Annotated in this window: 13 protein-coding genes, 1 tRNA gene and 1 pseudogene; 9 read left to right on the forward strand and 6 right to left on the reverse strand. The window is 61.6% G+C overall.

Translation table 11 applies throughout. The annotated features are described in order from the left end of the window. Positions 1 to 7: 7 nt before the first annotated feature. From GA0061098_RS26870 to fabI, 3 genes are read left to right on the forward strand one after another with little or no spacing between them, the layout of a single operon-like run. On the forward strand, positions 8 to 970 hold the full coding sequence (locus GA0061098_RS26870) for a phosphate acetyltransferase (RefSeq protein ID WP_091963645.1): 963 nt from the start codon (positions 8 to 10) through the stop codon (positions 968 to 970). A 5-nt stretch (positions 971 to 975) separates the two neighbouring features. Beyond that, a complete protein-coding gene (locus GA0061098_RS26875) occupies positions 976 to 2,190 on the forward strand; it encodes an acetate/propionate family kinase (RefSeq protein WP_091963648.1) in 1,215 nt (404 codons plus the stop codon). Continuing rightward, on the forward strand, positions 2,187 to 2,975 hold the full coding sequence (gene fabI, locus GA0061098_RS26880) for an enoyl-ACP reductase FabI (protein WP_091963651.1): 789 nt from the start codon (positions 2,187 to 2,189) through the stop codon (positions 2,973 to 2,975). The genes GA0061098_RS26875 and fabI overlap by 4 nt, the downstream gene beginning before the upstream one ends. Before the next feature lie 43 nt (positions 2,976 to 3,018). On the opposite strand, the gene GA0061098_RS26885 is transcribed toward fabI, so the two are convergent. The 5 genes from GA0061098_RS26885 to GA0061098_RS26905 form a co-directional block, all read right to left on the reverse strand. Next, the gene (locus GA0061098_RS26885) at positions 3,019 to 3,477 is read right to left on the reverse strand and encodes a MaoC family dehydratase (RefSeq protein ID WP_091963653.1); all 459 of its coding nucleotides are present in this window, start codon (positions 3,475 to 3,477) and stop codon (positions 3,019 to 3,021) included. Positions 3,478 to 3,488: 11 nt separating this feature from the next. Then, positions 3,489 to 4,139: a 3-oxoacid CoA-transferase subunit B gene (locus GA0061098_RS26890; protein ID WP_091963656.1), complete on the reverse strand. Its 651-nt coding sequence runs from the start codon at positions 4,137 to 4,139 to the stop codon at positions 3,489 to 3,491. A gap of 4 nt (positions 4,140 to 4,143) precedes the next feature. Beyond that, positions 4,144 to 4,791: a CoA transferase subunit A gene (locus GA0061098_RS26895; RefSeq protein WP_091963658.1), complete on the reverse strand. Its 648-nt coding sequence runs from the start codon at positions 4,789 to 4,791 to the stop codon at positions 4,144 to 4,146. 99 nt (positions 4,792 to 4,890) lie between these two features. Continuing rightward, a complete protein-coding gene (locus tag GA0061098_RS26900; RefSeq protein WP_091963663.1) occupies positions 4,891 to 5,484 on the reverse strand; it encodes a hypothetical protein in 594 nt (197 codons plus the stop codon). Continuing rightward, entirely contained in the window at positions 5,481 to 6,407 is a 927-nt protein-coding gene (locus GA0061098_RS26905; RefSeq protein ID WP_091963667.1) for an alpha/beta fold hydrolase, read from the reverse strand. The genes GA0061098_RS26900 and GA0061098_RS26905 overlap by 4 nt, the downstream gene beginning before the upstream one ends. A 127-nt stretch (positions 6,408 to 6,534) precedes the next feature. Between GA0061098_RS26905 and GA0061098_RS26910 the strand changes: the two genes are divergently transcribed. The 6 genes from GA0061098_RS26910 to GA0061098_RS26935 all read left to right on the forward strand — a co-directional run bounded on the left by GA0061098_RS26910 (position 6,535) and on the right by GA0061098_RS26935 (position 11,152). Further along, complete coding sequence (locus GA0061098_RS26910) at positions 6,535 to 9,042, forward strand: alpha/beta hydrolase (RefSeq protein ID WP_091963670.1); 2,508 nt, start codon at positions 6,535 to 6,537, stop codon at positions 9,040 to 9,042. 8 nt (positions 9,043 to 9,050) lie between these two features. Further along, positions 9,051 to 9,914: an alpha/beta fold hydrolase gene (locus GA0061098_RS26915; protein WP_091963673.1), complete on the forward strand. Its 864-nt coding sequence runs from the start codon at positions 9,051 to 9,053 to the stop codon at positions 9,912 to 9,914. Between the two features lie 27 nt (positions 9,915 to 9,941). Next, positions 9,942 to 10,292, forward strand: a complete 351-nt coding sequence (locus GA0061098_RS26920; RefSeq protein WP_091963676.1) for a phasin — start codon at positions 9,942 to 9,944, stop codon at positions 10,290 to 10,292. A gap of 87 nt (positions 10,293 to 10,379) precedes the next feature. Continuing rightward, on the forward strand, positions 10,380 to 10,550 hold the full coding sequence (locus GA0061098_RS45195; protein ID WP_165637625.1) for a hypothetical protein: 171 nt from the start codon (positions 10,380 to 10,382) through the stop codon (positions 10,548 to 10,550). Positions 10,551 to 10,642: 92 nt separating this feature from the next. Further along, complete coding sequence (locus GA0061098_RS26930; RefSeq protein WP_060736755.1) at positions 10,643 to 10,906, forward strand: hypothetical protein; 264 nt, start codon at positions 10,643 to 10,645, stop codon at positions 10,904 to 10,906. Between the two features lie 156 nt (positions 10,907 to 11,062). After that, positions 11,063 to 11,152: transfer RNA gene (locus GA0061098_RS26935), tRNA-Ser, on the forward strand. A gap of 45 nt (positions 11,153 to 11,197) precedes the next feature. Here GA0061098_RS26935 and GA0061098_RS26940 read toward each other — a convergent pair. Further along, positions 11,198 to 11,457 (reverse strand): annotated as a pseudogene (locus GA0061098_RS26940) (IS481 family transposase); the annotation flags it as partial.

The following is an 11,457-nucleotide window of genomic DNA, read 5'->3' on the forward strand; positions in this document are numbered from 1 at the left end:
TGACAGGATGTTGACTGAGGCAACCGACGTTCAATCCGGCAGCAAGTATGATCGCTTGATAGCGGCGGCGAGGGCCGCGCCGCCGACACCGACCGTGGTCGTGCACCCCTGTGACGAAACCTCGCTGCGCGGCGCCGTCGATAGCGCGAGCGCCGGCATCATTCGGCCAATCCTGGTTGGACCGGAGCGGAAGATCAAGGATACCGCCGCCAGATTCGATCTCGACGTATCCGGCTTCGAGATCGTCGATGCCGCTCATAGCGATGATGCCGCGGCCAAGGGTGTCGAGCTAATCCATGCCGCGCGGGGCGAGCTGCTGATGAAAGGCAGTCTCCATACCGACGAGCTGATGCGAGCGGTGACGGCCAAGGTTGGCGGCCTGCGGACCGACCGGCGTATCAGCCATGTCTTCGTCATGGACGTACCCGCCTATGCCGAGACCATCTTTGTGACGGATGCCGCCATCAACATCTTCCCCGATCTCGACGCCAAGCGTGACATCATCCAGAACGCGATCGATCTCTTCAACCAAGCCGGCTTCGGCCAGACTCCGCGGGTTGCAATCCTGTCGGCGGTCGAGACGGTGACGTCGAAAATCCCCTCGACGATCGAGGCCGCAGCGCTCTGCAAGATGGCCGATCGCGGCCAGATTGCCGGCGGCTTGCTCGACGGTCCGTTGGCCTTCGACAATGCCATTGACCCCGAGGCTGCGCGGATCAAGGGCATCACGTCCGAAGTTGCCGGCAGGGCCCAGATCCTCATGGTTCCGGATCTGGAGTCGGGCAATATGCTGGCCAAGAACCTGGCGTATTTCGCCAAGGCGGACGGCGCCGGCATCGTGCTCGGCGCCCGGGTGCCCGTCGTCCTGACCTCGCGCGCGGATTCTCCGCGGGCACGGATGGCCTCCTGTGCGGTGGCTGCGCTCTACGCTTACGCGCGGCGCCAAAAGGCGCCGACAGTTGCGGCGTGACGGCTATGGATACCATCCTCGTCGTCAACGCCGGCTCATCAAGCGTCAAGTTCCAGGTCTTCGTCGTCGAGGGCGAAGGGCGGCTTCTTCGGATGATCAAGGGCCAGGTGGAGGGTATCGGTAGCCGTCCACGTCTGCGCGCGAACGGCGCTGGCGGCGATCCCATGGCCGACCGGGCCTATCCGATCGAGGCGATTCCTGACGTTCCGGCGGCAATGAGCGTGGCAGGCGAGTGGCTGCGGAGTGAGGTTCGTGTCAATCCTCTCGCCGTTGGGCACCGCGTGGTCCACGGTGGGCCGGACTATGAGCGGCCGGTTCTGGTCGATCATGGTGTGGTGTCGCGGCTAGAGCGGTTCGTTGCGTTGGCCCCATTGCACCAGCCGCACAATCTGGCCCCGATCCGTTCGATCCTCGCCAACTTCCCGACGGTGCCACAGGTCGCATGTTTCGACACTGCATTTCATCGCACGCATGGTCCACTGGCCGATCATTACGCCATCCCGCACCAGCTCCACGCCGAAGGCGTGCGGCGTTACGGTTTCCACGGACTCTCTTATGAATACATCTCCAGGAGCCTGCCGCAGATCGCGCCCGATATCGCAAAGCGCCGGGTGATCGTCGCCCATCTCGGCAGCGGTGCCTCGATGTGCGCCATGAAGGACGGACTGAGCGTCGAGAGCACGATGGGATTCACCGCGCTCGACGGGCTGCCGATGGGCACACGCCCCGGCCAGCTCGATCCGGGCGTCGTGCTGTATCTGATTTCGGAAAAAGGAATGGCAGCTGCGAAAGTGCAGGAGTTCCTCTATCGCGACTGCGGCTTGAAAGGTCTCTCCGGCGTCAGCAACGACATGCGCGAGCTTGAGGCGAGCACCGATCCGCAAGCAAGGCTCGCAGTCGATTACTTCGCCTATCGCGTCGGCCTCAATGCCGGCATGCTTGCCGCCGCGCTTCAGGGCCTTGATGCCTTCGTCTTCACAGCCGGCATCGGCGAAAACTCGAGCGGCATCCGCGCGCGTGTGGCAGAGCAGCTCCGCTGGCTCGGCGTGACACTCGATGAGGCCGAGAACGCCCGCCATTCGAGTCTCATCTCGGGGAAGAACAGTCTCATTCCTGTCTATGTCATCCCGACGGACGAGGAGTTGATGATCGCGCAGCACACGTTGTCGCTGCTGATGAACGGCCATTCGCGTAACACCAGACATAAGAGGGTGTCATGATTCCAATATTTCCGGACAGCAAGGTCGCCCTTAAAGGCAAGAAGGGCCTGGTGGTCGGTATCGCCAACGATCAGTCAATCGCATGGGGTTGCGCCAGGGCTTTTCGGGCGCTCGGCGCTGATCTCGCCGTCACCTATCTGAATGACCGCGCCAAGAAGCATGTCGAGCCGCTGGCGCAGGCGCTGGAAGCGCCGATCTTCGTGCCGCTCGACGTTATGGTCGAAGGTCAGACCGAAGCCGTGTTCGAGCGCATCAAGTCGGAGTGGGGACAGCTCGATTTCTTGCTGCATTCCATCGCCTTTTCACCCAAGGAGGCGCTGCACGGCCGCGTCGTCGACGTTGGCCGCGACGGCTTTCTGAAGACCATGGACGTCTCCTGCTGGTCGTTCCTCCGGATGGCGCATCTTGCCGAGCCTCTGATGAAGAACGGCGGCACGATGTTCACAATGACCTATTACGGCAGCCAGATGGTGGTGGAGAACTACAACATCATGGGCGTGGCGAAGGCAGCGCTCGAAGCCTCGGTTCGCTATGCCGCCGCTGAATTGGGTCCGAAAGGCATCCGTGTGCACGCGATCTCGCCGGGACCGCTTGCGACCCGCGCCGCGTCAGGCATTCCCGAATTCGATGAACTCATGGACAAGGCGCAGTCCAAGGCACCGTCGCGCAGTCTGGTCAGCATCGACGATGTCGGCAACGCAACCGCCTTTCTCGCACTCGACGGCGCCAAGCTGATCACCGGTGGTGTGCTATATATCGATGGCGGGTATCACATCATCGACTGATCACGCATACGCGCTGCATGAGGCTGTTTCCGACATGTCGTGTTCAGCGATAGTGCAGGGCGATCAGCTCGGCGACGCAGGCGGGCTTCTTGCCGCCCTCGATCTCGATCACGAGGTGATAGTTCACGCGCAGTCCGTCCGGCGGCACGTCCTCGGCTTCGGCGACCGTGACCCGGCCGCGCAGTCTTGAGCCCGCCGGCACCGGGGCGAGGTACCTGATCCGGTCAGCTCCGTAGTTCAGCGTGTTGCGAAGGCCCTTCAGGCCGATGACAGAGCGGATGAACAGCGGCGCCAGGGCGAGTGACAGCAGGCCATGAGCGATGGTTTTGCCGCCGGGCATCTCCTTGCTGGCACGTTCCTGGTCCACATGGATCCATTGTTCGTCGCAGGTCGCCTCGGCGAACTGATTGATGCGTGCCTGGGTGATCTCGATCCATTCACTGGCGCCGATCTCGGTGCCGATAGCGGATTTGATCTCATTGAAATCGCTGAACATGCGCATGATTGTTCTGCTCAAAGTCTCATTTCCGGGACGGTGTCTTGAATGACCAGTTCGGCCTCGGTGACAGCCATGACCTCTCCGACACTGATGCCGGGCGCCGTTTCCAGGAGGGTCGCCCTGCCACCAGGGAAGCCGATCACGGCCATGTCGGTCACGACAAGGTGGACGGGCCGCGCCGAGGTCAACGGCAGCGAGCATTTTGCCACGATCTTCGACTTGCCCTTGGCCGCGTGCTGCATGGCGACGATGACGCGCTTGGCGCCGCTGACGAGATCCATGGCGCCGCCCATGCCCGGCACCATCTTACCGGGGATCATCCAGTTGGCGAGATGACCATGCGCGTCGACCTGAAGCCCGCCGAGCACCGTGACATCGACATGACCGCCGCGGATCAGTCCGAAGGACATCGCACTGTCGAAGGTCGAGGCACCCGGCAACGCGCTGATGGGACGCCCGCCGGCGTCAGTGAGCGTCGGATGAGCCATGCCCTGCTCAGGAATCGGCCCTGTGCCAATCAGCCCGTTCTCCGACTGGAAGAATACCTTCAGATCTGATGGCACGTAGTTTGCCACCAAGGTCGGAATGCCGATGCCGAGATTGACGAGATTGCCGGTCTTCAGCTCCTTGGCTACCCGTCGGGCGATGATGATCTGGGGATCCATGATGTCACCCGTTGGTGATGAGATAGTCGACGAGCGGCGCGGGGGTGACGACGTGATCGGGCGCAATCACGCCGACGGGCACGATATTCTCGGCCGTCACGATGACGGTGTCGGCCGCCATCGCCATGACCGGGTTGAAATTGCGCGAGGTGAGCGCGTAGGAGAGGTTGCCGAGATAATCGGCGAGGAAGGCGTGGACGAGGGCGAACTGGGCGCGCAGCGCCGTTTCCAGCAGGAATGCCTTGCCGTCGATCTCGATCTGACGCTTGCCTTCGGCGACCAGTGTCCCGACGCCCGTGGGCGTCAGCACGCCGCCGAGACCGCATCCGCCGGCGCGGATGCGCTCGACGAAGGTGCCTTGCGGAACCAGATCGACGGCGATCAGGTTCGCCAGCATCTGCTGCTGCGCCTTCGGATTGAGACCGATATGCGTTGCGGTCAGCTTCGACACGAGAGCGTGATCGAACAGCTTGCCGACGCCCTTGCCGGGCGTTGCAGCGTCGTTGGAGATCAAGGTAAGCTGTGTCTTCTTCTGACGCACGACTTCGTCGAGCAGGCGCTCCGGTGTCCCGACGCCCATGAAGCCGCCCACCATAACGCTGGCGCCCGCCGGAATCATCGCAACGGCTTCTTCGACGGAAACGGCCTTCATGCTTGATACTCCGGGGTCGGCCGACGATGTCAGAAGACGGATGTTGGCGCCGGGCGACTCTCTTCCTTTGATCTGCGTCAAGACTCCCGGTCATTCCGATCAGGATGCCTCGATACCGATGTTCGCTAGTGTTTCGCGCCACAGCTTGCGAACGCTGGCATGTCGTTGCTCGAGGATAGCACTCACCGCATCCCGATGCGGCGCAAGGTCCGTGCCCTTGAGGAACAGAATCTGGGCCTGGAGCAGCCGGCCGCTCTCGAACTCGATTCGCCGCAGCGCCATCACAAAGGGATCCTGCGCATTGGCCTCGGTCGGGAGCAGCGCGGCCGGCCGGATACCGGCGTGCACGGCATGGGCAAGCGTCGCAAGGTGAACCGCCTGGGCGAGGCGACGGTCCGGGATTTCGTCGATCGGGGCGGGCAACCAGGCGGTCTCCCAGGACGCAACCATGTACCCCAGGGCCAAATCCGGCACCCAGGTTGTGGCGCGCATCAGCAGCGAAACAATCTCGGTCTCGCGATAGAACTGCGCATTCAATTCGGTCTGCCACGCCGCGTCGAGACTTACAGGCAGCGTGAAGGCGAATTGCCGGGCGAGGGCGCCATGCGCCGAGATCAGGAATGCCGCGATCCGCGTCTGCTGCGCCGGTGGGACACGTGCGCCTGAGTCTAGCGGGCCGAGGAATCCGCTCATGCCAGCGCTCGCTTGACCGGGATAGCGCGCAGGTGATCGTAACCGTCAGGGAACGGTGTCAGCTCGCCGCCGGGCTCCTCGGGCGCGACCCATACGGCTTGATTGCCTTGCCAGCGGCCGGCCAGCACATCGTCGGCAAAGCGCGCGAGAAGATCGGCCGTCAGGGCGCCTTTCTCAAGTGTGAAAGCGTGATACGCCTTGGGAATGATCACTAGCGAGCTGTTCGGGATCTCAACCCGCAGGGTCTCGTGCAGATGACGCGGGGTCAGAAAATCGAACTCACCATTGAGGATCATGGTCGGAGCCGAGATCGCTGACAGGCGCGGCGTTAGCGGTTGGAAGTCGAGAAAGGACTCCATCAGATTTTGCAGCGCGTAGACATCGTTCACCAGCCAGCCCTGGCGCTTGACGCTGTCGAGCTTGTCCAACAATGGCTTCAACCACTGGTCAGACAGGTTCATAGGCAGCAGCAAATCCTGGAGATAGCCTGTTCCTCCCAGGATCAGGCCGGTCCGTAGGGCGTTGCCGAGAAGCATAAGCTGCGGCGTCAGCTCGGCGAAGCAGCTCATCGGCACCAGTCTGGACAGCCGCTGCCCATGCTCGATCGCATAACGGAGCGCGATCAGGCCGCCGAAGCTGATGCCGCTCAGGAAGACCGGCCCCTCGCCAAGCGCTTCAATCAGAAGCCTCAGCGCGGCAACCTGGTCGTCCTGATTGATAAATAGCGTCGGTTTGTCCGAGACCCCTTGACCGAGGAGATCGAAGGTTGCGACGCGAAAGCCTCGTGTCAGCAGCGCCTCGCGATAGGCGCCCCATAGCTCCGAATATTGTGTCAGTCCATTGACGAAGACATAGGCCGGCGCTCTCGCCGGCCCATCGAGCTCGTAGCGTATTCGATACGAGCCGTGATTGAGAAAGGGCATCGCACAAGACTACCGACATCGCTGGCTACGATGCTCAACTGTCGCGAGCGGATTCCATTGAGCTAGATCAAAGATCCCCGTTGCGACCTTCCTAGCGTTCCAAAAACTGCGCAGGGAGGAATCCGTCATGTCCGCGGCCGGTTTCGTGAAACGTTGCTCCGTCGGCCTGATTGTACTGCTGGTCGGCACCGCTCTGGCAGTTGCACAACCCTTCACGCGCCGCTCGTCGCAGGTGCAGCATGACGGGCTGAAGAAGACCTACGAGATCGCCAACTTCCGCCTCGGCGGCAAGTACGACCTTTCCAATCCCTCCAAGTGGGAGAATGGCGGCGAGGGGGGTGTCACGCTCGAGTCCCTCGGCGCTGGCAAGTTGCGAACGGCCTACATCGCCATCGGCAACGCGCGACGCAACGCCGCAGGCGAGATTACCAATGCCGTCGTGATCAACTCCTATTATTCCGGTGATTCCACCGACATGTACGAGCAGTGGGTCAAGGGCGCCGCCTTGTCTGGGGGCGTCCCGATCATCGGTTCGGGACGGCCGATCGATACAGACCGCTATTATGTCATCATGGTCGATCCGCTCGGCACCTGGGGCGCCAGCAAGCCGTCCGATGGGCTCGGCATCAAGTTTCCGCAATACAGCTACTACGACATGGTGCAGGCCAACTATCGTCTGCTGCGCGACGAACTGAAGGTCGCGCGTGTTGCATTGGTCACGGGCGTGTCCATGGGCGGTACGCAGACCTATGTCTGGGGCGTCATGCATCCCGAATACGTCAGCGCCTTGATGCCGATCGGGGGCACGACGCAGTCGGATGGAGAGGATCCCGTCGGCAATTGGACGTTCCAGATGATGACGGCCGCGATCCAGGGCGATCCGGTCTGGCAAGAGACCAAGGGCGACTATTACAAGCTACCGAAGGAAAAGCATCCGGTGCCGGGTGTCGCGTTCGGCTGGTCGATCCTTGGCATGACTGGTTATGACTTCGCATTTCGCACAACCCAGAACTGGGGCGCCGTGCAGCCCGAGATCTTCTACTGGGATCCGCCGAACGAGAAGGCCGGTTTGAACGTCATCAATCGCGCCAAGCTCTATGACGCGGTCGATCTCGTCTGGCGCAACCGGGTTGGCGAGACCCACAACGTTAATCCCTATCTCGGCCGCATCCAGGCGCGCACGCTGGTGATGCACATCACCAACGATCTCTGGCTCAACTTCAAGCTGGCGCAGCAGGCGGTCGATCGCGTGCCCGGCGCGGACCTGATCGCGCAGGAAAGCCCGGTCGCGCATTACGGCGTGTTCCCGATCATCAACCAGCGCAAGAACGATCCGAAATTCGTCGCTTTCATGGACGACGTTGCAAGCCTCGATCGCGCGCAGAAATTCGCCGACAAGAACTATCGCGTGCCCGGTGTTGCCGAGAAGATCGATCCGGAAAAATCCTTCTGGAAGGATTTTGTGACATATCCCTATCCGGTCAAATTCTCCAACGCCAAGGACAAGAGCGGCAAATCCTGGCAGATCGGCTACATGGATGAATACAACGGCACCGACAGAGACCCGAAGGTGCTGGTCATCATCCACGGCAAGGGCGCCTTCGGCGGCCACTACGGCAACATCATGCAATATGCGCTGCGGAGCGGAGTGCGCGTGATCGTGCCCGACCTGCCGCATTATGGGATGTCCGGGCCCGGCAATCTCGACAAGAGTCCGGCGCGCACCATGCAGGACATGCGCGAGGTGATCTACGACCTCGTCGTCAACCAGCTCGGCGTGAAGAAGGCGGTGTATCTTGGCCACTCGCTCGGCGGTCAGTTCGTGATGGGCTATGCCCTGACCTGGCCAGACGCCGTGCAGGCGCTGGCTCTCGAAGCCCCCTCGGGCCTCGAGGAATATCCGCGCGACATCACGATAGCCAAGGACAAGAAGGCAAAACTGTTCGACCCGGATCTCGGTCGAGACTTCGAGAAATGGAAGTCGGTCTGGGATCAGACTGGCATTCTCGCCGCTGAAAAGGCGCGCGACGAGCAGGGCGTCCGCGATTTCTTCTATTTCAAGAAGCGTGACCCGAACACCGGCGCAGTGTCGGCGGCGAAGAGCGGGTATTTCTACAGTGACAGTGAGTATGCCCGCTTCCACACCGAGCAGCGCGTTGGCCTCATCAGGGGCAACCCAAAGGAGCTTGATCAATGGTGCAACGTCTTCATTTTCGACATCTATACCATCGGGGCTGAGCTCCAGCAGGACGACCCGAAGAACCTCTACGAGCGGCTCACGCAGATCAAGGCGCCAATCTTCCTGGCCTTCGGCGACAAGGAGCCGTTCATCCCGACGCCCGCTTTCAACGGGCTGACCGATCTCGGTCGCGACGTGATCTCGCCGTTCATGACGCGGATGACCAATGCCGGCAACCGACCAATCCTCAAGATCTACCCGGAAACAGGGCACTTTATTCACACCGATAATCCGGTGGAGTTCTCGGTGGACGTCGTGGATTTCGTAACCAAGGGCAGCATCGACACCTCTTCGCCGGCGAGCATCGACCGCATGATCAAGGGAGCTGTGGTGTCTGCTCTGCCGGTGGCGCCGACGCCTCCCGGAGCCGCGCCCACCGCCGGCCTGAACAAGTAGAGCCGTACATGGGAAGGGTGCAGGCAGGTGAGGTCCAGCTCGGCTGGCGGGAGTGGGGACGGGGCGACGTCGCCGTCGTCTTCATCCACGGCAATCTCGCCAGCAAGGATTGGATCGAGCTCGCCGCGCCCCTGTTTCCGACGGGCCTGCGCGTCGTCGCCATCGACTGGCGCGGTTGCGGCGACAGCGATCGGCCGAAACCGACCGCGGGCTACGCCAACTATTCCATGCAGCAGCATGCCGAGGACATGCTGGCGGCCCTCGATACGCTCGAGATCAGCTATTGCCATCTTGCGACGCATTCGACCGGCGGCATCATCGCCGCGCGCATGCTCTTGATGCAGCCGGAACGCTTCGGCCGTGTGTTCTCGCTCGATCCGGTGACGCCGCTCGGCATGGCCTTCAATGCCGATCAGATCGGCCTTTTCCGCGCGATGATGGCGAGCAAGGAGTTGACGCGGACGATCATGGCAACGGCGGCGTCCTCGCTGTTCGTGCCCGAGAGCATGGCGCCGAACGCGGTCCCGCGTTTTCGCGAAGGACTGCCTGAGATCCAGGCCCTGTTCGATCGCATCATCGACCAGACCTTTGGCGTCTCCGAAGGAATCTGGATCGGCACTCCCGTCAATCTCACGCGGGAGAATGAAAGCCGCGAGCTGGAGCGCCGGATGCAGCAGCTACGGCATCCGCATCTGGTGCTGTGGGGCGAATGGGACGGCTGGATTCTTCCGGCCGACCTTCGTGTCATGGTTGAGGCGATGCCGGATTGCCGCCTCGTTATCGTGCCCGGCATCGGGCACTCGATGAATCTCGAACGGCCGGCGCTCTATGCCGGCTATTTCGGCGCCTGGTTCGGAGGACTTCCCGCATGAGCGAAACCGTCTGAAAGGAGCGACATCATGGCCGAAATCAATGTGTCCGCCGAGAGCATGCGTGCGTCACTGAGCGAGGCGCTCGGTCGGCTGCGCAAGGCCAATTCGGACTATTTCGAATTGCTGGAGCGTGCTCTCGGCTCGTCGCCGCTGCCGGTCGCGAACCAGGCGAAGGAGTTCTGCGCCTTCATGCAGCACAATGTCACCGCAACTTTCGATCTCGGCGACAAGCTGATCAACGCAAAGGACATGCAGGATGCGCTCGAGCTTCAAGCCGATTTCTTCCAGGACCAGATGCGCTCGCTGACCGACCAGGGCCGGGCCATGAGCGAGTCTGCGATGAAGGCGGCGGGAGGCATGTTCAGTCCGAAGGTCTGACAACACCGGCGATCGCGGAGGGACCTGCCCGCAGGGTAATCCCTCCTATCCCTATTGATGAACGCAGAAGCGCAAGTGAGGTCGGTTATGGCCGGAACGAACAAACTCTCGGTCGAGAAAGCTCTCGAAAAGTTGCGTCAAGATGATCAGATCAAATCGAGCGGAGAGCAGCGTGACGAAAAGAGTGAAGACCTGCGTCAAGAGATCAAGCGCATGAGGGCGCAGCGATCGCGGCTTGATCGCGCGCCCTCCAAGTAAGGCGGGGTGGCAGCAATAGCCTGCTGAGGTGCGTCCAGGCGCGACCATCCAGGTGCGCACGGATCGAGCCGGCCAAAGCTGGAGTAAAAGCGATGTGGGTGCTGATGTATGTCTTTTCCTACTCGATCAGTCCTGCCGCGACGAACGACAAGGCGGAATGGCGACTCCTTCCGACAGTTGTCTTCCAGGAGTTTTCCAACGAAGAGAGGTGCCGGAAGGCCAAAGTCACGCTTGAAGGAAGCTTGAGCGAGGCGGGCGCCAAGCTCCGAAGCGGCTTGGAGGATCTCAAGAGCCTGGGTAAAGCGGATCCAGCTCAGATCATCATCGCCTACAACGTGGAATGCCTGCCGAAATAGGCCCTAGGCTGCGGTTTAGCCCGGGTGCCCTCATCTGTGGACGCGAATCGGCAATCGGTAACAGACCGCGGGCATCGTACCGATAGGTCCAAATTGGGTCCAAGTTCGCGTTGCGCTCAGTCCGAAGCTAAGCTAACTCCCTGGGATTGTTACGAGGGAAGGGTGGCCGAGTGGTTTAAGGCACCGGTCTTGAAAACCGGCGTGCCCGCAAGGGTACCGTGGGTTCGAATCCCACCCCTTCCGCCAGTCTATCCGAATGTCCAGCCCGAAGAGATGGGTAACGCATCGTACCTAAGAGATGGGTGACAACCTCGTGCCGAACGGGTTGTCGAGGGGCTGCAGGGTCTTCTGCTCCAGGTCGAAATATCCAAGATCATAGTGCATGAAGCTGACGAGCCAAATGCCCTCGTCGACCTCCTTGATGCCGAGCTTCTGGCCGGCCAACACCAGGGAGATATTGATTCTCTTGCGGTGGAGGCAGAGGCGCCCGCAGGAGGTGACGACGACGTCGCGATCGTGAAAGGGATAGGCCAGTTCCGGCAAACCCTCGT

It is taken from the genome of Bradyrhizobium shewense (assembly GCF_900094605.1).
In the GTDB taxonomy this organism is placed as follows: Bacteria; Pseudomonadota; Alphaproteobacteria; order Rhizobiales; family Xanthobacteraceae; genus Bradyrhizobium; species Bradyrhizobium shewense.

Excerpts from the sequence above, each read along its gene's own strand:
- GA0061098_RS26870 (WP_091963645.1), top strand. The coding sequence starts at position 8 with ATGTTGACTGAGGCAACCGACGTTCAATCCGGCAGCAAGTATGATCGC.
- GA0061098_RS26875 (WP_091963648.1), top strand. The coding sequence starts at position 976 with ATGGATACCATCCTCGTCGTCAACGCCGGCTCATCAAGCGTCAAGTTC.
- fabI (WP_091963651.1), top strand. The coding sequence starts at position 2,187 with ATGATTCCAATATTTCCGGACAGCAAGGTCGCCCTTAAAGGCAAGAAG.
- GA0061098_RS26885 (WP_091963653.1), bottom strand. The coding sequence starts at position 3,477 with ATGCGCATGTTCAGCGATTTCAATGAGATCAAATCCGCTATCGGCACC.
- GA0061098_RS26890 (WP_091963656.1), bottom strand. The coding sequence starts at position 4,139 with ATGGATCCCCAGATCATCATCGCCCGACGGGTAGCCAAGGAGCTGAAG.
- GA0061098_RS26895 (WP_091963658.1), bottom strand. The coding sequence starts at position 4,791 with ATGAAGGCCGTTTCCGTCGAAGAAGCCGTTGCGATGATTCCGGCGGGC.
- GA0061098_RS26900 (WP_091963663.1), bottom strand. The coding sequence starts at position 5,484 with ATGAGCGGATTCCTCGGCCCGCTAGACTCAGGCGCACGTGTCCCACCG.
- GA0061098_RS26905 (WP_091963667.1), bottom strand. The coding sequence starts at position 6,407 with ATGCCCTTTCTCAATCACGGCTCGTATCGAATACGCTACGAGCTCGAT.
- GA0061098_RS26910 (WP_091963670.1), top strand. The coding sequence starts at position 6,535 with ATGTCCGCGGCCGGTTTCGTGAAACGTTGCTCCGTCGGCCTGATTGTA.
- GA0061098_RS26915 (WP_091963673.1), top strand. The coding sequence starts at position 9,051 with ATGGGAAGGGTGCAGGCAGGTGAGGTCCAGCTCGGCTGGCGGGAGTGG.
- GA0061098_RS26920 (WP_091963676.1), top strand. The coding sequence starts at position 9,942 with ATGGCCGAAATCAATGTGTCCGCCGAGAGCATGCGTGCGTCACTGAGC.
- GA0061098_RS45195 (WP_165637625.1), top strand. The coding sequence starts at position 10,380 with ATGGCCGGAACGAACAAACTCTCGGTCGAGAAAGCTCTCGAAAAGTTG.
- GA0061098_RS26930 (WP_060736755.1), top strand. The coding sequence starts at position 10,643 with ATGTGGGTGCTGATGTATGTCTTTTCCTACTCGATCAGTCCTGCCGCG.